Source organism: Burkholderia sp. MSMB617WGS (assembly GCF_001532025.2).
GTDB lineage: Bacteria > Pseudomonadota > Gammaproteobacteria > Burkholderiales > Burkholderiaceae > Burkholderia > Burkholderia savannae.
On record NZ_CP013458.1, the window covers coordinates 1,759,747 to 1,782,221 of the forward strand.

20 protein-coding genes are annotated in these 22,475 nt (G+C 63.8%); 8 read left to right on the forward strand and 12 right to left on the reverse strand.

Annotation, left to right across the window (positions count from 1 at the left end; all coding sequences use genetic code 11):
• Positions 1-15: 15 nt before the first annotated feature.
• Positions 16-1,587, reverse strand: coding sequence for a hypothetical protein (locus WT60_RS28575; protein WP_186448623.1), 1,572 nt, complete (start codon positions 1,585-1,587; stop codon positions 16-18).
• 12 nt (positions 1,588-1,599) lie between these two features.
• Positions 1,600-2,310 (reverse strand): AraC family ligand binding domain-containing protein, encoded by a 711-nt coding sequence (locus WT60_RS28580; RefSeq protein WP_082759486.1) that lies wholly within the window; start codon positions 2,308-2,310, stop codon positions 1,600-1,602.
• A 239-nt stretch (positions 2,311-2,549) separates the two neighbouring features.
• On the opposite strand from WT60_RS28580, the gene WT60_RS34045 reads away from it, so the two are divergent.
• Positions 2,550-2,843, forward strand: coding sequence for a hypothetical protein (locus tag WT60_RS34045; RefSeq protein ID WP_145986895.1), 294 nt, complete (start codon positions 2,550-2,552; stop codon positions 2,841-2,843).
• 173 nt (positions 2,844-3,016) lie between these two features.
• Here WT60_RS34045 and WT60_RS28585 read toward each other — a convergent pair whose 3' ends face one another.
• The 4 genes from WT60_RS28585 to WT60_RS28600 form a co-directional block, all read right to left on the reverse strand.
• On the reverse strand, positions 3,017-3,232 hold the full coding sequence (locus WT60_RS28585) for a hypothetical protein (RefSeq protein WP_145986896.1): 216 nt from the start codon (positions 3,230-3,232) through the stop codon (positions 3,017-3,019).
• 758 nt (positions 3,233-3,990) lie between these two features.
• Entirely contained in the window at positions 3,991-4,380 is a 390-nt protein-coding gene (locus WT60_RS28590) for a DUF488 family protein (RefSeq protein ID WP_038743932.1), read from the reverse strand.
• Between the two features lie 291 nt (positions 4,381-4,671).
• The gene (locus WT60_RS28595) at positions 4,672-5,874 is read right to left on the reverse strand and encodes an amino acid aminotransferase (RefSeq protein ID WP_038743930.1); all 1,203 of its coding nucleotides are present in this window, start codon (positions 5,872-5,874) and stop codon (positions 4,672-4,674) included.
• Between the two features lie 32 nt (positions 5,875-5,906).
• Positions 5,907-7,292: an amino acid permease gene (locus WT60_RS28600; protein WP_060356600.1), complete on the reverse strand. Its 1,386-nt coding sequence runs from the start codon at positions 7,290-7,292 to the stop codon at positions 5,907-5,909.
• Between the two features lie 326 nt (positions 7,293-7,618).
• Between WT60_RS28600 and WT60_RS28605 the strand changes: the two genes are divergently transcribed.
• The 3 genes from WT60_RS28605 (at position 7,619) to WT60_RS28615 (ending at position 11,492) form a co-directional block, all read left to right on the forward strand.
• Complete coding sequence (locus tag WT60_RS28605) at positions 7,619-8,086, forward strand: Lrp/AsnC family transcriptional regulator (RefSeq protein WP_038743926.1); 468 nt, start codon at positions 7,619-7,621, stop codon at positions 8,084-8,086.
• A gap of 1,032 nt (positions 8,087-9,118) precedes the next feature.
• Entirely contained in the window at positions 9,119-10,183 is a 1,065-nt protein-coding gene (locus WT60_RS28610) for an S-adenosylmethionine:tRNA ribosyltransferase-isomerase (protein WP_060356601.1), read from the forward strand.
• A gap of 4 nt (positions 10,184-10,187) precedes the next feature.
• Positions 10,188-11,492 carry an NAD(P)/FAD-dependent oxidoreductase gene (locus WT60_RS28615; RefSeq protein WP_060356602.1) on the forward strand — a complete coding sequence of 435 codons (1,305 nt, stop codon included), beginning with the start codon at positions 10,188-10,190 and terminating at the stop codon, positions 11,490-11,492.
• Positions 11,493-11,787: 295 nt separating this feature from the next.
• Here the strand turns inward: WT60_RS28615 and WT60_RS28620 are convergent, their stop codons facing one another.
• Positions 11,788-13,251 carry a radical SAM protein gene (locus WT60_RS28620; protein ID WP_231753805.1) on the reverse strand — a complete coding sequence of 488 codons (1,464 nt, stop codon included), beginning with the start codon at positions 13,249-13,251 and terminating at the stop codon, positions 11,788-11,790.
• Between the two features lie 302 nt (positions 13,252-13,553).
• Complete coding sequence (locus WT60_RS28625; RefSeq protein WP_226377310.1) at positions 13,554-15,026, reverse strand: hypothetical protein; 1,473 nt, start codon at positions 15,024-15,026, stop codon at positions 13,554-13,556.
• A 638-nt stretch (positions 15,027-15,664) separates the two neighbouring features.
• Between WT60_RS28625 and WT60_RS28630 the strand changes: the two genes are divergently transcribed.
• Positions 15,665-16,495: a hypothetical protein gene (locus tag WT60_RS28630; protein WP_059581801.1), complete on the forward strand. Its 831-nt coding sequence runs from the start codon at positions 15,665-15,667 to the stop codon at positions 16,493-16,495.
• A gap of 642 nt (positions 16,496-17,137) precedes the next feature.
• Entirely contained in the window at positions 17,138-17,659 is a 522-nt protein-coding gene (locus WT60_RS28635) for a hypothetical protein (protein WP_038753203.1), read from the forward strand.
• A gap of 87 nt (positions 17,660-17,746) precedes the next feature.
• On the opposite strand, the gene WT60_RS28640 is transcribed toward WT60_RS28635, so the two are convergent.
• A complete protein-coding gene (locus WT60_RS28640; protein WP_038753201.1) occupies positions 17,747-18,367 on the reverse strand; it encodes a hemolysin III family protein in 621 nt (206 codons plus the stop codon).
• Here WT60_RS28640 and WT60_RS28645 point away from each other — a divergent pair.
• On the forward strand, positions 18,362-18,757 hold the full coding sequence (locus WT60_RS28645; protein ID WP_145986897.1) for a hypothetical protein: 396 nt from the start codon (positions 18,362-18,364) through the stop codon (positions 18,755-18,757). The two genes, WT60_RS28640 and WT60_RS28645, sit on opposite strands and share 6 nt — an antisense overlap.
• 84 nt (positions 18,758-18,841) lie before the next feature.
• Here WT60_RS28645 and WT60_RS28650 read toward each other — a convergent pair whose 3' ends face one another.
• Together WT60_RS28650 and WT60_RS28655 are read right to left on the reverse strand one after the other, a co-directional pair.
• On the reverse strand, positions 18,842-19,939 hold the full coding sequence (locus WT60_RS28650; protein ID WP_059581812.1) for a branched-chain amino acid ABC transporter substrate-binding protein: 1,098 nt from the start codon (positions 19,937-19,939) through the stop codon (positions 18,842-18,844).
• Between the two features lie 172 nt (positions 19,940-20,111).
• Positions 20,112-20,549, reverse strand: coding sequence for a hotdog fold domain-containing protein (locus WT60_RS28655; RefSeq protein ID WP_038753195.1), 438 nt, complete (start codon positions 20,547-20,549; stop codon positions 20,112-20,114).
• 115 nt (positions 20,550-20,664) lie between these two features.
• Between WT60_RS28655 and WT60_RS28660 the strand changes: the two genes are divergently transcribed.
• Complete coding sequence (locus tag WT60_RS28660; protein ID WP_038753194.1) at positions 20,665-21,279, forward strand: TetR/AcrR family transcriptional regulator; 615 nt, start codon at positions 20,665-20,667, stop codon at positions 21,277-21,279.
• A gap of 128 nt (positions 21,280-21,407) precedes the next feature.
• On the opposite strand, the gene WT60_RS28665 is transcribed toward WT60_RS28660, so the two are convergent.
• Positions 21,408-22,226, reverse strand: coding sequence for a hypothetical protein (locus WT60_RS28665; protein WP_038753192.1), 819 nt, complete (start codon positions 22,224-22,226; stop codon positions 21,408-21,410).
• Between the last annotated feature and the right edge of the window lie 249 nt (positions 22,227-22,475).

Here is a 22,475-nt window from a genome sequence, read left to right on the forward strand (position 1 = left end):
TCGTGAAGTTGGATGTCAGATGCGGCGCGACAGAAGTGCGCGAGCGCGAGTCGGCCTGCCTGAAAAAATGCAGGGCGCAACGTCTTCCGCGGCCGCGAAGCTGCACAGTTCTCCCATGCGCCAGTTCGCGACTGCCTCGACATTCGCTCGGGTGGGCGCAATCGGAGCGATCACGCACTTGCGCGCAGCCAGCATCTCCTTGGCTTGCGCCTCGGTTTGCGCGAAAGAGACCAGTGAACGCACTTGGGAATGGACGAGCCGATTCACCGATGCTTCGACGTCGGCCAGCGCCTTCGAGAGCACTTCGGGGAGATCGTCGTTTTCGTCGATCGCCAGCTCCTGCTCGTTGTCCGGCCGGCATAGTCGGATTCGGGCGGCGTCCTGCACGTGGCGTCGGCCAAAGTAAAGCAGCAGCAGCGGTACCCCCCGAGCGCGCAACTGCTTGATGCGCGCTTTCATCACCTGTGCGTCGGCCACGAAATCGATCGTCGCGCGAAGCCCGCGGGATTTGATTTCGTCGAATGTCGATCGCAGCGCTTGACGTTCGTCCTCGAATTGACTCCGAGCCAATACCGCGATCTGGATCGGAGCCAGATTCGGATGAACGATCAACGATCCATCGGCAAGCGTGGACAAGCCAAGCTGCGCATACATCATGCGTCGGCTGACGAACCCGTCGACCTGCCACGCATGCCGGCGCTGCTCGTTCTTGCCGAAGCCGATATCGTAGCGGCGCGATATCCTTTGCCCTTGGCAATACACGGCGGACGTTTGCACGCATTCGCCGCTGAGCAATGGCGTGTCGCCGCCGACACCCCATTCATACAAATCGTTGCGATTGCCCCATGGAGGGCGAACGCCGATGAACTGGGGAAGCGGCAGCGCATCGCTCATTTCCAGCAGGCCTCGGGCCAGCCTCCGAATGTCGTCCGACGCGGCCGCTTCAGTCGCATGACAACAGTGAAACTCGAATACGTCAGGCGCCTCGAGCGCCGAAAATACCCCCTTGCCGCTTCGATCCGCGGAGCTGATTGGCCGGAAGTAACGTGCGCGCTGGTATAGCCGAATCGGCAACGTATCGAATCGGCTAACCATATGCCGCCAATGATTCGCGATCACTTGCTCCCCGGTCGGTGTCAGGACGCCGCGCGTTCGGCCCTCCTTCGAGTCCTGTTCGGTTCCGACGCGCAGCAAGCAACGCCGCAGATCCAGCAGGTCGGCCATGGGGCTGAAGCAACTCTCGGGAACCACTTGCGGGTACGCGTATTCCTGAAGTTCCAGCTCTCCATAAATACCCCGAACGAGTTGCGCGAACCGCTCGCACAACTCGACGCCCCATGGAAGAACAACGACGGCGCCGGGCACTGCGATTATGTCGCTATCGCAAATCTCGGCCTGTTTGAGCCTTCGTGTGAATTCACCCAGACTGAGTTTGGTCGAACCGGCGATTTTCCCCTCGGACCAAGGCAATTGGGACGACTCCTGCCGAATGTCATTCAGCCAGGAAGGTATTGAGGGTAATTCACCAGTCAACGCGTCATGAGTGACTTGGACGGATAAAGATCCGGGACGAACATCGCTCTGCATGGGATGGCGATCTTATTCGGTGACGAGTCTTTGAATCTTGCGGGTTCGATATTGGTTTTCCCCTGCCAGGGATTCTCCATTCACCAACGTTCGATTTATCATCGGGTGAGTTTCGTGAGTAGGTCCGAAATCGGAATCCGGGTGATATACGACGATTCTCAGACAATCCTCTTCGGTATGGAAGCTATGAACCTCGTCACGCGGCAAAATGAATATCTTGCCGGCGGTTAGCTCGTGCCTCTCGTCCTTGGACAAACAATAGCCGCAACCATCGATCACAACGCCGATCCGTACGGATGGATGGGTATGCGCCGTCTGATCGAGATGAGGCGGGACATACAGATAGTTGAGGCAGGGATCGCCTTTGATGACCGGCGCGACAAGCAAGCTGTCCGAGCATCCGTCGATATATTTGAGCCGGCCCAGAATTTCGACCGGGCCGCCGGACATGTTGACGCCCTGATACTCGTTCCGGATGCACGCCATGCCGATAAACGGACTGAGGCGCGCGGGGCCCGGCACTGAAAAGAACATGCCGGACGTCAAATCCTGCGTGAAACAGGGATGATAAATCGTCAGCATTCCCTCTTGGACATAGCCGTAAGCGGTACTTCCGTCATCAACGTCTATTTCATGTCCGCCGGCCGAAACTTTAAGGTCCGTTGGAAAATCTTGATCCAGATCATGAGATGTCGCATGCACTTCCACATCCAAAAGATTCATGTGAACTCCATTTTCCCTGGTTGAAGATCGTTTATTTCTCGTCGAGAACTAGTACCCCCACCCCTCCAATAATGCACATCGGCAGTTCATAGTTCTTAGTTCTTATCCAATTGAATTAGCAGTCAACCAAATCTAAAGGAATTGAAATCACGTTGCAAGCATTGCTTTTGATATTTTCCGTATTAAGTACATCATGCAATTACCGCACAACAAATACTTCTTTAAATCGATACGCATTTATGAACTTCCTGAAACCCGGATATCTCGCGAATGATATTGATGTTCCGAATGAATTCGGCTGCACCGCCGTTGCTTCCGGAACATTGCTCCCGGAATATCGCGGTTCATTGAGTGAAACCGCCGAGAACGTGAAGGCGACCGCGCGCGCCGACATCCGGCGGCAAGGCAGCCGGGAGGAGGAAGCGCATGGACAAAGCCTGCTGCGAGCGTGGGGATGCCAGGCCGGCTATCGACGGAGTCGAGTGCAATGGTCGAAAGGAAAAGTCGCGCACCGTCGCGATATCCGAACCTGATCGGCCGCTGCGAATAGGACGGAGCGCGCGGCCGACGGCCCGTCAAAGGGCAGATCGGCACGTACGTCCGCCGCCATTCGAGCGCCGGGTGGCGCCGAGCGTCCGGCAAGACGCATCCGCAGCAAACGCTTTAACGGTTCGCGGCCGAAGAAGCCGGGCTGACCGACCCGCGATCAACGAACGCTCAAGCGCGCCTCGAGCAACTTACCGAATGCGTCGCCGAACGCATCAGAGCCGTCGCGAACGATACGGCTGCCGTCTGCGGCCTGGAAATCGACGCGCGTTGCACGCAAGCCGAAGCGCGCGACGACCTGCTCCGAACTCCGGCCACATACGGGCAAGAGGCAACCGGCCGGTTGCGCACCGATCAGGCCAATCAGGTTCGTCATCGCGGGCCTTCCCGGCAAGCCTTGGCGCTCAATTGCCGACGGCCTCGGCGCCAACGTCGCGTCCCGATTCCGCAGCGGGTCGCGCATCCGGGCGATACCGCTCGCCGCCGGTTGACCATGATCGTGAGGCCGCGCGCCAGGCAACGAGCCAACGAGCCCGACTCGATCAGCAGCCAGGGAGCTTGGAGTCAAGGGTTCAAGCAAACCTACTGAGGCGGAACCGCTGGCCGACTGCAGTTCGGCCGAAAGTCGGCAACGCCAAGGGCAGCGAATCGTGCCGCATTGCCGGAATCGAATGGAGTCAAACCGGATGAGGGCAGCCGTGCCGGGCGAAATCGAGAAGCACGTCGCAAGCTACGCGAGCGCGAGCGACAAACGTGGCGTCGTCGTCCGCCCACCGCCCGGCATCGCATTCCCACGCAACCTGCTCGATGCGCGCCGAGTGGCCGGTCGGCACGTGCGCCGTTGGCATCCATGGTCATCAGTCGCGACAGCGAATTGGATCAGCGCATCCTTCGCATGACGCGCCGGACGCAAGGCGATCGATGTACGGCTCCGCTTCGCAAAGCACATTGCACAGCCACTCGCCGCGTGTTTCGCAGGTGCCGATGCATCCGCGTCCGGTGAAAGCGGACACCCCGTATCCGACGAGTGCCCACGATTGCGATCGCAAAGTCTGCGCCCTCGCATGAGAGGCGTCGCGGATGACGCCGCGATCGAGTCTCGCGCGCAACGTCCCGCGCCCCAAACCCCGCCGATCACGAACGAATCGACGCCCCGCGCTCCGCGAGCAGCTCGCGCAGGATACCGCGGTGACAACGCGCCTCGTTGTCGCAATAGCAACCGATCGCGAAATTCGACGTCGCCGACAACGCGGCGAGCACGTCGAGCACCTTGCTCGCGTCGCCATGCTTCATCTCGGCGCGGAACTTGCGCGCGAACGCCTTCCATTCGGCGTCGGTTTGCGCCGCCAGCGCTTCGGAGACGAGCTCCGGACTCGGCGACAGCGTCGGCAGCCAGACGTCGTAATAGTCGCGCGACGCGAATTCTTCCTTCGGCACGCCGCGCGGCGGACGGCGCACGGTGCCGATCCGCAAGCCCTCGTCGCCGGCGCGCGGCTTGCCGAGTTGGACGATGCTGATGCTCATGCTGGACTCCCGTTCAGAGTGGCCGGCGCGCACACGTTCACGCAAAGCCCCGGCGGACGATGCACATCCATCGCCGCCGGCCCACGGCTCATCGTCTTACGCAAACGGCGACACGACAGCGACACGACAGCGGCACCGAGGCGGCAGCCACGTCGCGCCGCCGCCCGCGCCTGTCGATGCGGCACCGGCGCGCGGCCGAAGGCACGCAGCGCAGCGCCGCTCCCCAAACACGCCGGGCGCGCCGCAACCCGGCTTCCCGACCGGCCCCGCGCGCCCGCGCGCGTCACCGCGTCAAACGCCGCTCGCGATCACGGCGCCGATCGCTTCCGCGACGATGCCGACGTTCGCTTCGTTCAGCCCGGCGACGCACATCCGGCCCGAGCGCAGCACGTACACGCCGTGCTGCTCGCGCAGGCAATCGACCTGCGCTTCAGTGAGCCCCGTATACGTGAACATTCCGCGCTGCTTCACGTAGCGCGACAGCGCCTCGCCGTGCACGTGCGCGCGCAGGCCGTCGTGGATCGCGCTGCGCATCTTCGCGATGCGCCGGCACATCGCCGCGAGCTCTTCCTCCCATTGCGCGCGCAGCGCGGGCGTCGTCAGCACCCGCGCGACGATCTTCGCGCCGTAGGTCGGCGGATTGCTGTAGTTCGACCGCACCGCGCCCGCGAGCTGGCCGAGCACGCGCTCGGCCGCCGCCGCGTCGTCGCAGATCACCGACAGCGCGCCCACGCGCTCGCCGTACAGCGAGAAATTCTTCGAGAACGAGTTCGCGACGAACGCAGGCACGCCGCGGCGCGCGAGCTCGCGGATCGCGAACGCGTCGGCCGCGAGACCCGCGCCGAAGCCCTGATACGCCATGTCGACGAACGGCAGCAACTCGCGCGCCTGCAGCACGTCGATCAGCTTCAGCCACTGCGCGTCGTCGAGATCGACGCCCGTCGGGTTGTGGCAGCACGCGTGCAGCAGCACCACGCTCTTCTTCGGCAGCGCGTCGATCGCGGCCAGCATCGCGTCGAACTTCAGGCCGCCCGTCGCCTCGTCGTAGTACGGGTACGTGTTGACCGTGAAGCCCGCGCGCTCGAAGATGAACCGATGATTCTCCCAGCTCGGATCGCTGATCCACACCTGCGAATCCGGGAAATAGCGCTTGATGAAGTCCGCGCCCACCTTGAGCGCGCCCGAGCCGCCCAGCGTCTGGACCGTCGCGACGCATCCGGCCGCGCGCGCGGCGCTCTCCTCGCCGAACACGACCGCCTGCACCGCGTCGCGATACGACGCGAGCCCCGTCATCGGCAGATACGGCTTCGGACCGGACTCGCGCTGCACGGCGGCCTCGGCCTCGCGCACGGCGCCCATCACCGGAATCCGGCCGTCGTCGTCGAAATAGATGCCGATGCTCAGATTGACCTTGCGCGTGCGCGGATCTTTCTGAAAGTTCTCGTTCAGCGTGAGAATCGGATCGCCGGGGTATGCATCGATGTGTTCAAACATGGCGGTTTCTGACTGATGAAGAAAAATCGGGGTCAACGGGCCGAGACGCCGTCGCCGAGCGCATAGCCGGCGCCGCGCTGGCGGAACCGGTAGCCGATCGCGAGCACCGCGAGCCACACGGGGATCAGGTAGACCGACAGGCGCAGATCGGGCGTCCGGAACATGACGACGAGGATGGCCGCCATGAATGCGAGACAGAGATAGTTCGTCAGCGGATAGCCGAGACTCTTGAAGCGCGTCTGCTCGCCCGCCGCGCGCTTGGCCTGACGGAACCGCAGGTGGATCACGCTGATCATCGCCCAGTTGATGATGATCGCCGATACGACGAGTCCCATCAACAGCTCGAACGCCTTGCCCGGCATGAAATAGTTGATCACCACACAGAGCGCGGTCGCGAACGCGGACATGCCGAGCGCCGCGATCGGGATGCCGCGCCGGTTCACGCGCGCGAGCGCCTGCGGCGCGTTGCCCTGCCGCGCGAGGCCGTACAGCATCCGGCTGTTGCAATAGACGCAGCTGTTGTAGACCGACAGCGCGGCCGTCAGCACGACGACGTTCAGCACGTTCGCGGCGACGTCGCTCGACAGCGCGTGGAAGATCAGCACGAACGGGCTGCCGCCCGTCACGACTTTCTGCCACGGATACAGCGACAGCAGCACGCCGAGCGCGCCGATGTAGAAAATCAGGATGCGGTAGATCACCTGGTTCGTCGCGCGCGGGATGCTGTGCGACGGGTCGTTCGCCTCGGCGGCCGTGATGCCGACGAGCTCGAGCCCGCCGAACGAGAACATGATGACCGCCATCGCCATCGCGAGGCCGCCGATGCCGTTCGGGAAGAAGCCGCCGTGCCGCCACAGGTTCGCGACGCCGGCGTCCTGGCCCGCGTGCCCGGCCAGCAGCAGATAGCCGCCGAAGCCGATCATCCCGACGATCGCGGCCACCTTGATGATCGAGAACCAGAATTCGGTTTCGCCATACGACTTGACGCTCGCGAGGTTCACCGCGTTGATCGCGACGAAGAACACGAGCGCCGAGATCCATGTCGGCACGCCCGGCCACCAGTACTGGACGTAGATGCCGACCGCCGACAGCTCGGCCATGCTCACGAGCACGTACAGCACCCAGTAGTTCCAGCCGGACAAAAAGCCCGTGAAGTGCCCGCAGTATTTGTTCGCGAAATAGCTGAACGAGCCGGCGACGGGCTCGTCGACGACCATCTCGCCCAGCTGCCGCATGATGAAGAACGCGACGACACCGGCGATCGCGTAGCCGAGCAGCACCGACGGCCCCGCCATCTGAATCGTCTGAGCAATGCCGAGAAAAAGCCCCGTGCCGATCGCGCCGCCTAGCGCGATCAGCTGGATGTGGCGGTTCTTCAGCCCTCGCTTCAGGCCGTCGTTGTCCTGTTCTGAAACCATGTCTTCTCCGTCTCATCCGCCCTTTCTGGAGGCGGTGCGCCTTCGGACCCGGCCGGGCGCCGTGTACTTGTTTCCGGCCGCGCGCGGATGTCGCGGCGAGCGGCCGGGCTGTGGATGCCGAATTCCTGCGCGGCGTGCGTCGTCGTGCGTCGGGCGGGAAAACCGCTCCCCGCCCGTGCGTGCGCGCACCGATTTTTCATTGATCTCACGCAAAAATCGGGGCTCAGTTTATCGCCGGCAGGATGAAATGGGGTTTCGTAAGCCCTTCATGCAAACCCTACATTATGAGATAAAATTGCATCCGGGAGACAACTAAGGAAACAAAAATGCAAGAACCGCTTCTTGATCGCATCGATCGCCATCTGCTCGAGATCCTGCAGGAAAACGGCCGCATCTCCAATCTGGAGCTGGCCAAGGCCGTCGGGCTGTCGCCCGCGCAGACGCTGCGGCGGCACCGGCGCCTCGAGGAACTCGGCGCCATCAAGCGCTACGAGACCCGGCTCGACGCCGACACGCTCGGCTTCGGCGTCACCGCGTTCGTCCAGGTGACGATGGAGCGAGGCCACATTCGCGACTTGTCGACGTTCCAGAAGCTCGTCTCCGAGCTCGCGCAGATTCAGGAGTGTTTTTCGGTCACGGGCGATATCGACTACGTGCTGAAAGTCGTCGCCGCGGATCTGAAGGGTTTGTCGACGTTCCTGCTCGACACGCTGATGCGCATCCCCGGCGTGAGCGGCGTGCATTCGAGCGTGTGTCTCGACGAGATCAAGTGCACGAGCGCGATGCCGCTGTAGCCGCGCGAACGGGCGCGGAAACGCGCCGCGCTCGAGAGAAGCGCGCGCCGCGAATGCACGCGGGTCGACCGATGAGGCTCGTCGGGGAGAACGGTAGGGTCGCGGCCGGCTCCTAGGGGGAAATGGCCGCGGCCGGCAATCGTCGCGATGCATAAGCCGCCCGCATCAGCGCCGATCGATCGAGCGATGTCTTGATGTCCTGCTGTCCTGAATCGGGCCGCGGCTCGCACCCGCAATCAACCGCGGCGTGATCCTCGCAGTCGGCAGCCGACGCCGACGGTCCGGCAGCGCGACCGCGCAATCCCGAGCCGACCCGGCGCGCCATTCATTTCCGTGATGCATGCGCCCATAGACCCGCCGCAATTCGCGCCGGAAAAAGTCTGTGGCCGAGCCCGTGGCGCTCATGGGAAATTGCTCGATCAACTCTCATCGCCACGGCTTGCCCTTCGAATATTTCGTCATGCCGACGGCTTAATTCTCGACGCCTCGATATATTCAACTCGGCATATGCGCTTCTTCCCCAATACGCCAGACCACCGCCGATTCCGATAGAAGAGGATCGTCGCGGCCGGCGCAATGGCGTTCGGAGCATATTACTCATCCACTCTCGAAATCGTTCCTGTCGAGCCCGAATGGGGACTGCCGGCCGATCACGCATTTCGGTTCGTCGCCCCGCCCCGGAGCGTCCATGCCGGCGAGCGGCCGCAAGCATTCGCCGACCGTCCCGGCATGCCGTAAGCAACCGAATGACGCCAATTTCGCGAGTGACGCAAACCCCAATAAAAGCGCGCTTCGATTTCTCTATTTATTTGAAAACGGATACGGCATGTCCTAGTCTGTAAATGACCAAGACACCGAAAGCTCCGGCCTGTTTCAACGCCTTCCTTCGGTTAGATCTGCATGGTTCAATTCATCTTGCGGCGCCGAAGACAATACAACGACGCGCATCGACCAAGAATGATTGCCGCGCATACGCGCATGCCGACTCATCGGATTCAGTTCAAAAAAATGAACTACAAAGGACAATAAACGATGAAAACCGACGATTTTGATTTCGGCCTTGATCGGAATGCCATGCCGAACGATCCCGCCGAATTGCGCGGTAGGCGTCGCGACAGCGGCAAAATGATCGTTCTCGATCGCGCGGCGGCAACGATCGAGCACACGGTCTTCTCGACGATTTCCGACCATCTTCATCCGGGTGATCTCCTGGTGTTCAACGACAGCTACATGCTGTCGAACACGTTGTCGTTCCAGCATGCCGACGAATCGGCCCATGTGATCGTGTACGGTCACGAGCCGGACGGAACCAACATCGTCGAGCTCCGGTCTTCCCTGTCGCCGAAAGCCGGCCTCACGCTGACCTCCACCGACGAAGACCGCCTCACCTGCACGCTGCTCGCTCCGCAGCCGGACCGACTCTGGCGGGCGCGATTCGAACCCGCCGAGGAATTGGCTCGCGTCCTCGATCGATACGGATGGCGCTGCGACGACGAGCTCCAACTGAACCCGGCTTACTGGAGCACCAGGCGCGACGCCTACCGCTCCGTCTATGCCAAGAAGCCCGGCTCGCTGGAAATTCCTTCAGCAGGCCTGCATTTCTCCGCCGACGTGCTAAAGGAAATCGCCGAAAAAGGCGTGGAATTCGCTTACGTCACGCTGCATGTCGGCGCGACGGAAATCCTCGCGGTTCGCCATATCAGCGAGGACGAGATCGAGCATCACAAGGTGAGGCCCGAGTACTTCGAAGTGAGCGCCGAGGCAGCCGAGCAAATCAACCGCGCGCGCGCGGAGAAGCGCCGCATCATAGCCATCGGCACGACGGCCATGCGAACGCTGGAATCGCTCGCGGCGCATGGCGAGCCGGGCGCCGCCCTCCGCGCCCAAGCGGGATGGACCGAGCTCTACATCTATCCCGGATTCGAGTTCAAGATCGCGGACGGGCTGCTCACGAACCTGCATCGCCCGCGATCGAGCCACATCGTGCTGACCGCGGCTTTCGCGGGCAAGGATCTCCTCATGCGCGGCTACGCGGAGATTCTCGAGATGGGGGAATACGAATTCGACATGTTCGGCGACAGCATGCTGATTCTGTAACGGCATGACACGGTCGACGGAGAGCACGCGACGAGACAAGCGCATCGACACCGTCGTGATCGGCGCCGGTCACGCGGGCCTTTGCATGAGCTACGTCCTGCAGCGCGAGAGGCGCGAACACGTGGTGCTGGAGAAGGCGCGCGCACTCGAACAATGGCGCTCGGCGCGCTGGGATTCGTTCAGAATCAACTCTCCGCTCGCCTATTCACGGCTGATGGGGCAAACCGACGGATTTCCCGGCACCCGGCGAAGCATCCCGCTCGAAGAGATCGTACGGATGTGGGACGCATGCATCGCACAGCGGCGCTTTCCCATTCGCGAGCACTGCCGGGTCTGCTCGGTCGAGCGGATCGAAGGCGGGCGTTTCCGGATACACGTCGAAAGCGACGATGGCCCGCAGCGCTACGACGCGCTGAACGTCGTCGCCGCGCCAGGCAATTATCAACTCGTGAGCATTCCCGACTTTGCGCGGCATCTGCGCACCGACGTGCAACAACTTCACGTCGGGACATATACGAACCCTTCGGCCGTCCGGGACGGCTCGGTTCTGGTGGTCGGCGGCGGACAAACGGGCGTGCAGCTCAGCGAGGAACTGGCCGGGGCCGGCCGCCGCGTGTACCTGGCGACGTCGAGAGTCGAGGGAACCCCACGCAGCTACCGCGGCGAGGACATCATGTTCTGGCTGGACCGCATCGGGCTGCTGCGCGCGCCGGCGAGCCCATTCGCGCATTCCGCCGGGCAACACGACCGCATGCCCATCGTCGGCCACGATCATCCGATTTCTCACCATTCATTGGCTCGGCTCGGCGTTCAATTGTTAGGGCGACTGAACGGCATCTCGCCGGACGGCGCAATCGCGACGTTCGACGAGGATCTGCACGCCAACGTTGCATGCGCATCGCAAGGCTGCCGGGAACTGATCGATCGCATCGAGCGCTGGATCGCAAGCCGCAACGCGAGCGAGCGGGCACGGTATCCGCCACCGACCATCGAGCCGGCATGGCAGCCCTATCCCCCGCTGCTCGCATCGACTCCTCCCGCGCGCCTGGCGCTGCGCGAGCACGGCATCCGCGCCGTCGTGTGGGCGACAGGCTGGCGCACCGACCTGAGCTGGCTGCGGATCGACGCGGTCCGCCTGGCACTGAATTCTCGCGGACTGCCCGCATCCTGCGAAACGCCGGTCGAAGGCTTCTTTTGGCTGGGCTTCCACGGACTTCGTACGCAGTCCTCGGGAACGGTAGCCGGGTTCCATCTCGACGCGCCTTATATCGCCGCCCGGCTGCGACGCCGCGCCGACACGCGATCATGATGCGCGGCTGCGAGCACGTCATCGTCGACGCGGGGCGCGTCGGCGCCACCGTCCGGCGTTGCTTCGGCATCGTATCGAAACGCGCCGCGGCCATCGGCCCCGACGCGTTCGACGAGCCCGACAGTGGGCCCACGCATCGGCCCCCCCTTCGCCCGCCATGACGACGCTGGCGGTATCGCGACGCAGCTTTCTCTCGATCGCGTCCGGGCAAGACTCGTCCGTCGCTCGACGGCCGAATGCGCGCGGCTTCAACAGGCCGGCGGGGCGCGGCCCCATCGCGTGTTCGGACAACCGCTCAGCGAATCTCCGTGTTGACGATGGCCTCGACCAGCGTCTTGCCGACGCCGGTGAGCGCGACCGTGCCCTCCGCGGGTCGCATCGTCGCGAGCCCTCGCTGCTCCAGGCTCTGAAACACCGGTTTCCAGCGCTGATCGAAGAGCGAGCTGCCGGCGAACCTCGCGCGATGCCAATCGTCTCGAAGCGGCTGGCACGTGGTGAGCGCGCGGCGCATCGAGCTGGCGATCTCCTCTTCCGCGCTCATTTCCGACTGCTCGAGCGGCAATTCCCCGCTTGCGATCGCATCGACGTACTCTCCCGGCCGCGTCACGACGTTAGCCGCGCAACGCCGAGTCGCGGAACTGCCCCCCAACCCGATTCCGACTTCGGCGAACTGCTTGTCCTGATCGAGGACGAGCGACTTCCATCGTCCGCATCCGGTTTGCGGCTTCTGGAAATACATGGTCGGATACTCGAAGAGCCCGGCGTCCTCCAGCAACGCGACTGCCGCCTCGCGCATCTGATATTGCTCGCCCAAGCTCGGCCAGCGATGGCCCTCCCGCGATGCGCGCGCCCTGCTCGCCGGGCTCTGCCACCTGGCGGGAACGCCCGCGATCGCGGTGCCGGTTTCGCCGAACGCGCGAAGGTGCAGCTTCGTCATCACGACCGTGCTGTAACCCAGTTCCAGCATGCGCCGAACGTCATGACAGAAACCCGCGACACGTTGATCGAGCAATCCGTAGATCAGATCGCCGTCCACCCGCTCGAAGCCCAACCGGAACGCGTCGCGAATGACCGCCCGGGCTTCCTCGGCCGTGTGTTCTCGCCCGGCGAGCGCAACCAGCCGATCGTCGAAAGACTGAATGCCGTAGGTGATCTTTCGGCATCCTTTTTCATGGAGAAGCGCGAGCTTGTCGCTCGTGAGGCTGTCTGGGCTGCCCTCGATGCGAATGGTGGTGCCGGCGTTGAACCCGAAATTCGACCGGTAGAAATCGAGAAGCTCGGCCAGCAGATCGTCGGGCAAAAGAGTGGGCGTTCCGCCGAACAGGCAAAACTCTCCAACCGGAGCGTCGCGTAACGCAGGCACCCGCGTCAGCCACAGCCTGGCCTCGGCGATGTTCAGCTCGACCCAGTTTCGAGCCTGCTCGCGAAACGCCGCCGCATCGCGCTTGCGCATGACGATGGGAAATTGACAGAAGTAGCAATGGTATTGGCAAAGCGGAATCGTCGCCCACAAAAAATAGGGATTTCGTTCCTCCAGCTCGGCCTGAAGATTTTGAAGAAACCGTTCGCGGGAGCACGCCCTCGTACCCGGAAACACGTGCGAGCCGAACGGGTCGCTCACGACGTATCGAAGAAGATGATCGTTCTCGGGCCGGCACAACACGTCCGCCGCACGCGGCCGCGGATAATCCCCGTCGACGATCATCAGGCTCTCTCGAGGACTCACACGTTCTAGCATCAGGATGGGCGAGCTGGACATCGATGGCACCTCCTAGGGCCTGTTCCCGCTAATAACGGGCTTGCGCTGGCCGCCAGAAGGGCCGAGCGCAAGGATTGCGACGAAGCGAATACTCGACGTATTCGCGAGGAGCATGACGCAGCGATCGGCCCTTCTGGCGGCCAGCCCCTCGACGGATTTTTTTCAGTCACGGGAACGTGCCTTTGCGCCCGCATAGCGGCGTCGTTCGTCGTTGCAATAGCCGACGGCTATTGCGCCTCCTCTCTCCTTGCCCTGCGGGCGCAAAGGCACGTTCGCAAGCCCGTGATTAGCGGGAACAGGCCCTAGGCACTGATTGCATCACGCATCGTTTCGGATGACGCACTATCGAGCGCGCCGGGCAGGCATGCGCGAAGCCGGCGCCGCAAGAACTCCAGGGAAAAGTGCCTTCTGCCGAGCTCGAAGTTGAAACGAGCCCATCGTTGCCGCCGTCGTTCGTCGAGCAGAAGCTCCCGCACGGCGTGCGCATAGGCGCCGTCGGGCATTCCATCCCAATCCTTCCGCGTGCGCAAAAGCAGGCTCTTGAATCCCTTTTCCCCGTATACCTCGTCGTACAGCTCATACGTGCTGCTGATGAACGGGCGCTGTTGGGCGCTGGCCTCGGCGGGAGGATTGCCGAAGCCTTCGTAATCGTACGAGGTCAGAAACGAACTCAGATCGGCGTGCGCCAGAAGATCACCGACGGAATACTGGGGCTCCCGCGACGCGCGATTCGACGGGCGACACAGCGCCGAGCACGGCAACAGTCCGTTTCCGTAGATGACCTGTGCGTCGACTCCCAGCTCGATCGCCATGCGGGACAGTCGGCCATGCTCCTCTTCGTGTTCGCCGGTCGGCCCCGTCACGAAGAGATAAACGGACCGCTCGCTGCCCGACGAACGCATCGATTCGCGCAACGCATGCAAAAGGAAAATGTCTCTATCCAGCCTTTTTTGCGGAATGACCCGAGTACACCGCGCGATCAGCAGCGCATCGGCGGGAATGCCGTAGTGCGCACGAAAATGCCGATTGGCGTCGTCGATTGCGGCTTGCTCGAACCGAAAGCAGTTCGGCAACACGGTCGCATCGATGTGCGGGGCCCACTCGTTGAACCGCTTTCTGGCGGTGTTCGTGAGGGTCGCGTATCGGATGTACTTCGAGACGGGCGGCTTCGGAATGTGTTCGAACGCAGGCCCTCCGTATTTCTCGCTTTCGCTGAACCACATCAGATCGTGATCCCGCCAGAGCACGAACGGCCCCTTGCGCTTTTCGCGCCCGTACTGCTCGATTGCCAGACGCAAAGCCTCGGAGAACAGCAGATTCTCCGGCAGCGACCCGTTCTCCACGATGACGACCGAAACATCCAGACGCCGCCAGGTATCCACGATCGATGCGGCAATCCGAGGCACGATGGCTCCGCCGAGGCATCGGCGTATTCGCTCGCCGTCCCCATCGCGGATCTGCTCCAGCATTTCCCGGACCAGACGCTGCGTGTAGCCTCTCACCTCGGCGAGACCTCGGATGCGCGCCAACGCGAGCCAATCAGGCAACGCCTCGGCTTCGTTCGCGTAAGGCCGAAAGAAATCGCCCTTATCGCTCCTGATGTCATAGCCGAGATCGAGATACGTTCGATAGCCGTGCCCATTGAAAATCGACGCGACTTTCAAAAACTCCTCGGTGATGCCGGAAGCCAGCACGCCGTCCATTGAAATTCCGAACAGGACTTTTTCCCGATGAGCGGCTTGCGGTTCCTCTCGAATGGCACCGGACGAATTCATTAGGCATCCCATCCATCGTTTTTGAAGTATGCGAAAGTCGCTCTAGCGGATGATGCACATGGCGCGCCGCACGCCCACACCGGAAAAAGTTCGGTGTCGAAGCTGATCTGATGCGCCGATGCGCCGGCGCGCGCGTGATATGACGAGTACCGGTGCCGACTCGAAAGTTCGCACGCGAGGCCAGGTGAAATGAGTGAAGTCTAGGCCATCGCTCGAGGACAGGCGCCTCTCAGTAATGGTAGGTATCTCGCGGAGCGATGCCCTGCCGTGCGTTCGATTCGGCCTCGGCCCGGCACCGGTGTCAGGGCAGCCACGCCATCGCGGAGCCCGCCGCATACCTACGGGTTCTAGTAGTTGTGAGAGGGTCGAAGCTGAACTACTTTTTTTGAGAACGAGCCGCAGCGTCGATCGCCTGCGAGAAACAAATCGACTCATCATGCAGGTAGATCGTGGCCATCTCGTTTGATCGGCCGTGCAATTGCAAAAGCGCCCGTGCCTTGCCCATAGTCGATCGCGCTGCCACGGCGCTCGCCTTCTGGAACAGGACGACGGGCGCAACAACGACAATCCATGTGCAAGGCCGTTCTCCGCACGCGGGTTGAACTCCCGCGTCACCCGTACTATCACCGGAGATAACAATGGCAAAGACCAGCAAGGGCTTCAACAATCTGCAGCACGTACAGAATCAATGGGGCGGCTCGTCGGCCCAGTGGCATGAGGGTGGCATGTGGGTGCTCGGATGCCGTTCCGGGCAGAACGTCGTGGCGATCGACATCAAATCCGCTGATGGCGGAAGAACGCTCACCGGCACGATGACCTATGCCGGCGAAGGCCCGATCGGCTTCAGGGCGACGCTCACGCAATGCAATACGTACAACGTCGAAAATCAATGGGGCGGAAGCTCGGCGCCCTGGCACCCGGGCGGCACGTGGATCATCGGCGGGCGCTCCAATCAGAACGTGGTGGCGCTCAAACTCGAATCCGGCGACCAGGGCGCGAATCTCGCGGGCACGATGACCTATGCGGGCGAAGGCCCGATCGGCTTCAAGAGCCAGCAGGCCGACGGCGGCGTGTACGCGGTCGAAAATCAATGGGGCGGCTCGACAGCGCCGTGGCACAACGGCGGCGTCTGGGTGATCGGCGCGCGTGACCAGGCCGTCGTCGCGGTGAGCATCGGCTCGACGGACAACGGCAAGACCCTGAACGGGAACATGACCTATGCCGGCGAGGGCCCGATCGGCTTCAAGGGGAATGCGGTCACGGGCAACAACTACGCGGTCGAGAATCAGTGGGGCGGCACGTCCGCTCCGTGGCATCCGGGCGGCGTCTGGCTGCTCGGCTGCCGCTCGGGCCAAAACGTCGTCGAGCTCTACATCACCTCCGGCGACAACGGCAACACGTTCCACGGCACCATGACCTACAGCGGCGAGGGCCCGATCGGCTTCCGCGCCACGGCATTGCCGCAATAACGTCGGCAAGGCTCGAGGTTACACCGCTCCAGTCGTCCCGCTCGCCCGCCGGCGTCATGGCGAACGGGGCGATTCACGAGGCCGTTGCTTCGGCGTTCCGGGCGCGCGTCTGCGGACGGCGCTCGAGAACGTCGTTTTCGTATCCGCGGCTCGCGGGAATCCATCGATATCTCGATCGCGCGATGCCGACGCACGCAGGTGTGCGTTCGCCTTTCCCAAAACCGGAGACGCGTAAGGCTCGTTGAAACGTGTCGTACGGAAGCTCGACGCCGCGGGGTTCGGCCCGCTTGCGGGCACACGACGTTCTTGGCCGCAACGCACGCATGCGCGCACGGCTGCTCGGCGTACACGCCGTCGCTCGCGAAAACCTTCGCGCGCCGCTCGGGCTGCTTCATTGCTTCATTGCTTTATCGCTTTACTGCTTTACTGCTTTACCGCTTCGTCGCCTTACCGCTTCGCTGTCTCGCTGCTTCGCGAGCGGTCCCGCCAGTGAGCCCATCCCGCCATATCTGATCGCGTCAGGATGTTCGCGTTTCGCGACGTGACTTCCGGCACGGCGAATCGATCTGCGCCCCCCCGGCGATACTCGCAACACCATATCTGTCGCTGCGCGACGGCAGGCGACACAATCAAGGAGATGGCATGGGCTCGAGTATTTCAACAAGCGGCGGATCGTCGGTCACGTCGGTATCCGCCACCGATTCGAATTCCAGGACGAACGCTGATTCGAAAGCACCGGCGCATCAGATTCAACGCAAGCAATCGGACGGCGCGCTGAGCGGACTGATGCCGCTTGCCAAGAGAGGCACCGTCGGCGAACTCCAGAACGCCGCGGCTGCGGCGTTTGCCGCCACGACCGGTGCGTCGCCGGCGTTGGTCGACGCGGCGCACGACAATCCGGCGATGGCGGAATTGCGCGAGCAGCCGATGACGAGCGAGAACCTGACCGAGCTATGCCGGATGGAAACCGAGGCCGCTCGGAACGGCGATCAGTCCATTTGGCAAAACCGGCTGGCCGCAAGCGGAATCGCCGATATGGGACGTCACGCCGCCGCGCAGATCACAGGGCTTCACGCTTCACTGGGTCGCGACGGCGCGGCGAAAACGCACGTGGAAGGCGGATGGAACGTGCACGAGGACGTTATCGGCGTTCATGGCGGGTGAACCGAGCGCGGCGGCGCCCGCACGAGCCGCACGAGCCGCACGAGCCGCACGCGCAGGCAAATCGGCGATCGGGCGCCCCGCTTCGCGTCACGCGACGTAGCCCGCAACGCTGACGAACTGGCACAGGCTGCCCGCCAGAACGAACAGATGCCAGATGCCGTGCCCGTGACGGATGCGCTCGTCGTTGATGAAGAAGTAGATGCCGGCGCTATAGATGACGCCGCCCGCGACGAGCCACGCCGTTCCCGCCGCAGGAAGCGCGTGGATCAGCGGGCGGATCGCGACGAGCGCGAGCCAACCCATCAGGACGTACAGCGCCATCGAAATGCTGCGCGTGCGCCGTCCGAGCGTGAGCTCCTGCACGATGCCGAGCGCGGCGAGCCCCCAGCTCACGCCGAACAGCGACCACCCCCACGGCCCGCGCAGCGTGACCAGCGTGAACGGGGTGTAGCTGCCTGCGATCAGCAAATAGATCGCCGAATGATCGCACTTCTGCAGAATGGCTTTCAGGCGCGGGCCGCGCACGCTGTGGTAGAGCGTCGAGATCGCGTAGAGCACGCACAGCATCGCGCCGTACACGCTGAAGCTCACCACCTTGTATGCGTCGCCGTCGAGGGCGCCCATCGTCACCAGCGTGGCGAGCCCCGCTACCGACAACACCGCGCCCACGAGATGGGTAATGCTGTTGAAACGCTCACCGACATGCACGACGCCAATCCCCCGCACGGTTTCGCCAAGACAAATAGCTCAGATGATACCGGTCCCGAGAAGAAAGCGGTGCGGCCTGGTTCGCCGAAGGGGCTTCAGATCAAATCGATGCGCGCCGACGCCCGTCCGGCGAGCCGAGAGCCCGCCGTGCGGGGTCCGGATGCGGCCGGCCCAGGCCCGCGCGATGCCGTCGACGTGCGCGGCCGCCGTCGCTTCGCGCTCCGCCCGACACGCGGCTTCGCGATTTTCGTGCTCACAGCGCGCGCGGCGCCGACGAAGCGGGTGGCCGGCCGCAAGGCGTCGAACGAATGTGCGCGCCCCTTGACGGCGGCGTCGATCGGCGTGGTTGCGCGTCGGCGGCGCATCCTCTTCGCCCCGCCCGCCAGATGAAAAAAACGGGCGGGCGCCACGTCCGGCGCCCGCCCGTTTCGTGCCGCCGGCAAACCCGGCGGCCAACGCCGCCGCGCGGCTCAACTACATCGTGACCTGATCGAGGAAGGTCTTCTTGCCGCCCTTGAAGTCGTACAGCGAAATCACGCCGTGCTGCAGGTCGCCCTTCGCATCGAAGACCGTCGTGCCGATCACGCCCGTATAGTTCGTCTTCGGCATCACGGCGAGAATCTTCGCCGGATCGGTCGAGTTCGCGCGCCTCATCGCATCGACGACGATGTACACCGCGTCGTACGTGAACGGCGCGTCGAAGCGGATCGGCTGGTTGAAGCGCTTCTCGTACTTCGCCTGGAACGCCGCGCCGCCCGGCATCTTCTCGAGCGCCGCGCCCGCTTGCGAGCACACGACGTTGTCGGCCGCGGCGCCCGCGAGCGCGGGCAACTGCTCGGTGCACACGCCGTCGCCCGAGAAAACCTTCGCGCGCAGGCCGAGTTGCTTCGCCTGCTTCGCGAACGGGCCGCCCGTCGCGTCCATGCCGCCGTACATGATCGCGTCGGGATTCGTGCCCTTGATCTTCGTCAGGATCGCGCGGAAATCGACCGCCTTGTCGTTCGTCGCGTCGTGCGACAGCACCTTCAGGCCGAGCGCCTTCGCCCGCTTCTCGAATTCGTTCGCGAGCCCCTGGCCGTACGCCGTCGAATCGTCGACGATGGCGACCGTCTTGATCCCCTTCGAATGCGCGTAGTTCGCGAGCGCCGGGCCTTGCTGCGCGTCGGTCGCGACGACGCGGTACGTCGTCTTGAAACCTTGCTGCGTGTAGGCCGGATTCGTCGCCGACGGCGAGATCTGCACGATGCCCGCGTCGCTGTAGATCTTCGACGCCGGAATCGACGTGCCGGAATTCAAATGGCCGATGACCGCGACGACCTTGCCGTCGACGAGCTTCTGCGCGACTTGCGTCGCGGTGCGCGGGTCGGCCGCGTCGTCCTGCGCGTCGAGCTGGAGCGTGATCTTCTGGCCGCCGATCGTGAGGCCCTTCGCGTTGATCTCCTCGATCGCGAGGCGCGCGCCGTTCTCGTTGTCCTTGCCGAGGTGGGCGATGCCCCCCGTCAAAGGCTCGGCGCTGCCGATCTTCACGACCTGGTCGGCCATCGCATGAGTCGCGGCAACGGCCATCACCATCGCAGCCGCGCTGATCGGCAACAGTTTGTCGGTTTTCCTTCTCACTGCAGTCTCCTTGTTGGTCGGGCGTTGATCATATGATCGGATGATACCCGGTCAAAATTCGTTGCAGCGAGCCGCGCGGAGCGCCTTCGCGCCGCAGGCGCAGGCGCCCCGCGCGGCGCCGGAAGCGTCAGGCCTTGATGTTCATCGTGATCCGCGCGGTGAACACGGTGTTGCCGTCGGCGTCGGTGATCTCGACCGGCACGATCTTGTCGCCTTCGCTCTGCCAGTCGACGGCCGCGCCGTCGGCCACGGCCGTCACGTCGGTCTTCGCCTTCGCCAGGTATTCGACGGTCATGCCCTTCGGAATCCAGCGCAGGCCGTCCGGGATCGACACCTGGGTCATCAGCCCCGCGACCAGCTCGGCCGCGTTGCACAGCGCGATCGCATGGACCGTGCCGATGTGATTGGTGATCTCGCGCCGGAAGCCGACCTTCGCCTCTGCGCGCCCCGGCTGCAACCCGACGACCTCCGGCTCGATCGTGCCGAAATACGGCGCCATCTGACAAACCATCTTGCTGAATTGCGCGGCCCCGGCCGCGTTGAACATATCGAGAACCTGGCTCATGTCGTCTCCTGTATCGGCAAAACAGAACAATGTTCTGTTGCGGAAGAATATTCTGTTTCCGCGACCGGCGTCAAGGTACCATTGCGTGACCCTCGTTTTTCCTTCGCGACCCAGCTTGCCTACCCTCGACATCCTGACGCGGCAGTTTCCCGGCCGCCGCGCCACCCTGAAGCGCACGATCCTCGCGACCTCGCTCGCCTGCTTCAACGACCACGGGCTCGAACCGACGACGATCGAGATGATCCGCGAGCGCTGCGACACCAGCGTCGGCAACATCTATCACCACTTCGGCAACAAGGACGGGCTGATCGCCGCGCTCTTCCTGTGCGCGATCGAAGATCAGGCGCAACTGCTCGCCGACTATCTCGGGCGCGCGACGACCGCGCGGGAAGGCGTCACCGCGCTCGTCCACAGCTATGTCGACTGGGTCAGCGCGCAGCCCGAGTTCGCGCGGTTCCAGTTCATGGCGCGCACGGCGGTCGCGTCGGGGCCGCGCGCCGACGAGCTGGCCGAAAAGAACCGCTCGCGCAATCGCCGCGTGCTCGCCTGGTTCGCGCAGGCGCCGGGGCGCGACGAGATGGCGCAATGGCCGGCCGAACTGCTGCCGTCGCTGATCGTCGGCCAATCGGAGAATTACTGTCGCGCGTGGCTGAGCGGCCGGGTCAAGGCGACGCCCGTCAAGTATCGGGACGAGCTCGCCGTCGCGGCATGGCGGTCGGTGTCGAAGTAAGGCGCCGGTCGTGCGGCCGCCGCCGCGCGTGGCTCATTCGTAGCCCATTCGTAGCCCGTTCGTGGCCTGATCGCGGCGGCGACGGCGGCGACGGCGACGGCGGAGGCGAAGGTGAAGCGGCGCGCGGGCTACCCCTGATGGACCTCGACCCAGCCGTCGAAGCCGTTCCCGGCCGCGGGCGGGCAGTCGCCCGGAAACGAGCCGAGCACCGGATCGCCCGGGCGCTCGCCGAGCGGCAGCGTCGGACTCGGTCCCCACGCGCGCGCCGGCGGGGCAAACGGAAGCACCGGCGCAGCATTCAGCGCGCCGGCCGTCAATTCGTTGACCGCCAGTTGGGCCACGCCGAGCGCCGTGCTGCCGCCGACCGGCTTGTCGATACGCACCGCGCGCCAGCCGATCCGGATGAAGCTCGGCGCATACGTGTACAGATCGGTCGCGCCGGGATTCAACGCGAACGGGTCCGCCGCGCACTGGACGCAGTAGTAAACGCCGTACCATGCGTCGCGCCGGCCGCTCGCCTCGTACTGGCGGCTCAGTTCCAGAAAGTTGTTGATGTACGTCTCGACCGTCTTGTGATTCATGTTGGCCGAATGAGTCAGCGGCGTGAGATTGCGCCAGTCCCGGCCCGAGCCGCCCCAGCCGCCGTTGATCAGGTGCCCGCGCACCCACGGCCGGTAGCTCGGGTTCTCGTCCTGAACGAACGTCAGCGCCGGGCCGCCCGCCATCACGACGTCCCACGGCGCGCCGCCCACTTGCGGCGGGTTGTGACGCCCCTGGCCGGGCATCTTCAGATCGGGTCCGAGCAACACGGATGCGCACGACGCGCCGAATTGGCGCCCCGGAACATACGTCGCCTGCCGGCCCTGACGGGCGCGCACGATCGTGAAGATCGGCTGGTCGATCGTCCAGCGCGGGGTCGTCCGGGTGCCGTAGTTCAGAAAACTCATCGCGGTCCTCCACTGTAGAAAGTGCGGTTGCGCGGCTTCTGCCGATTCAATCGAATGCGGCGCCGATCGGCGCCGACGTTCAGCGAGACGCAACGGTCGGTTCGCATCCGACGGCGCTGCGATTGCGTTCTCTTGCGATGCTTCGCCGCTCCTCGTCGATCTTCGTCGCCGTTCGTCGCCCTTCATCGCCGTTCGTTGCTCCCGGCGGCGCATCGATGCGCTCAATCGCCGGCCGGCGTGCGGAGCCGA

Excerpts from the sequence above, each read along its gene's own strand:
- WT60_RS28650 (WP_059581812.1), bottom strand. The coding sequence starts at position 19,939 with ATGGTGATGGCCGTTGCCGCGACTCATGCGATGGCCGACCAGGTCGTG.
- WT60_RS28585 (WP_145986896.1), bottom strand. The coding sequence starts at position 3,232 with ATGACGAACCTGATTGGCCTGATCGGTGCGCAACCGGCCGGTTGCCTC.
- WT60_RS28655 (WP_038753195.1), bottom strand. The coding sequence starts at position 20,549 with ATGAGCCAGGTTCTCGATATGTTCAACGCGGCCGGGGCCGCGCAATTC.
- WT60_RS28635 (WP_038753203.1), top strand. The coding sequence starts at position 17,138 with ATGGGCTCGAGTATTTCAACAAGCGGCGGATCGTCGGTCACGTCGGTA.
- WT60_RS28615 (WP_060356602.1), top strand. The coding sequence starts at position 10,188 with ATGACACGGTCGACGGAGAGCACGCGACGAGACAAGCGCATCGACACC.
- WT60_RS28575 (WP_186448623.1), bottom strand. The coding sequence starts at position 1,587 with ATGCAGAGCGATGTTCGTCCCGGATCTTTATCCGTCCAAGTCACTCAT.
- WT60_RS34045 (WP_145986895.1), top strand. The coding sequence starts at position 2,550 with ATGAACTTCCTGAAACCCGGATATCTCGCGAATGATATTGATGTTCCG.
- WT60_RS28600 (WP_060356600.1), bottom strand. The coding sequence starts at position 7,292 with ATGGTTTCAGAACAGGACAACGACGGCCTGAAGCGAGGGCTGAAGAAC.
- WT60_RS28630 (WP_059581801.1), top strand. The coding sequence starts at position 15,665 with ATGGCAAAGACCAGCAAGGGCTTCAACAATCTGCAGCACGTACAGAAT.
- WT60_RS28580 (WP_082759486.1), bottom strand. The coding sequence starts at position 2,310 with ATGAATCTTTTGGATGTGGAAGTGCATGCGACATCTCATGATCTGGAT.
- WT60_RS28590 (WP_038743932.1), bottom strand. The coding sequence starts at position 4,380 with ATGAGCATCAGCATCGTCCAACTCGGCAAGCCGCGCGCCGGCGACGAG.
- WT60_RS28620 (WP_231753805.1), bottom strand. The coding sequence starts at position 13,251 with ATGTCCAGCTCGCCCATCCTGATGCTAGAACGTGTGAGTCCTCGAGAG.
- WT60_RS28595 (WP_038743930.1), bottom strand. The coding sequence starts at position 5,874 with ATGTTTGAACACATCGATGCATACCCCGGCGATCCGATTCTCACGCTG.
- WT60_RS28645 (WP_145986897.1), top strand. The coding sequence starts at position 18,362 with ATGCACGACGCCAATCCCCCGCACGGTTTCGCCAAGACAAATAGCTCA.
- WT60_RS28625 (WP_226377310.1), bottom strand. The coding sequence starts at position 15,026 with ATGAATTCGTCCGGTGCCATTCGAGAGGAACCGCAAGCCGCTCATCGG.
- WT60_RS28665 (WP_038753192.1), bottom strand. The coding sequence starts at position 22,226 with ATGAGTTTTCTGAACTACGGCACCCGGACGACCCCGCGCTGGACGATC.
- WT60_RS28605 (WP_038743926.1), top strand. The coding sequence starts at position 7,619 with ATGCAAGAACCGCTTCTTGATCGCATCGATCGCCATCTGCTCGAGATC.
- WT60_RS28610 (WP_060356601.1), top strand. The coding sequence starts at position 9,119 with ATGAAAACCGACGATTTTGATTTCGGCCTTGATCGGAATGCCATGCCG.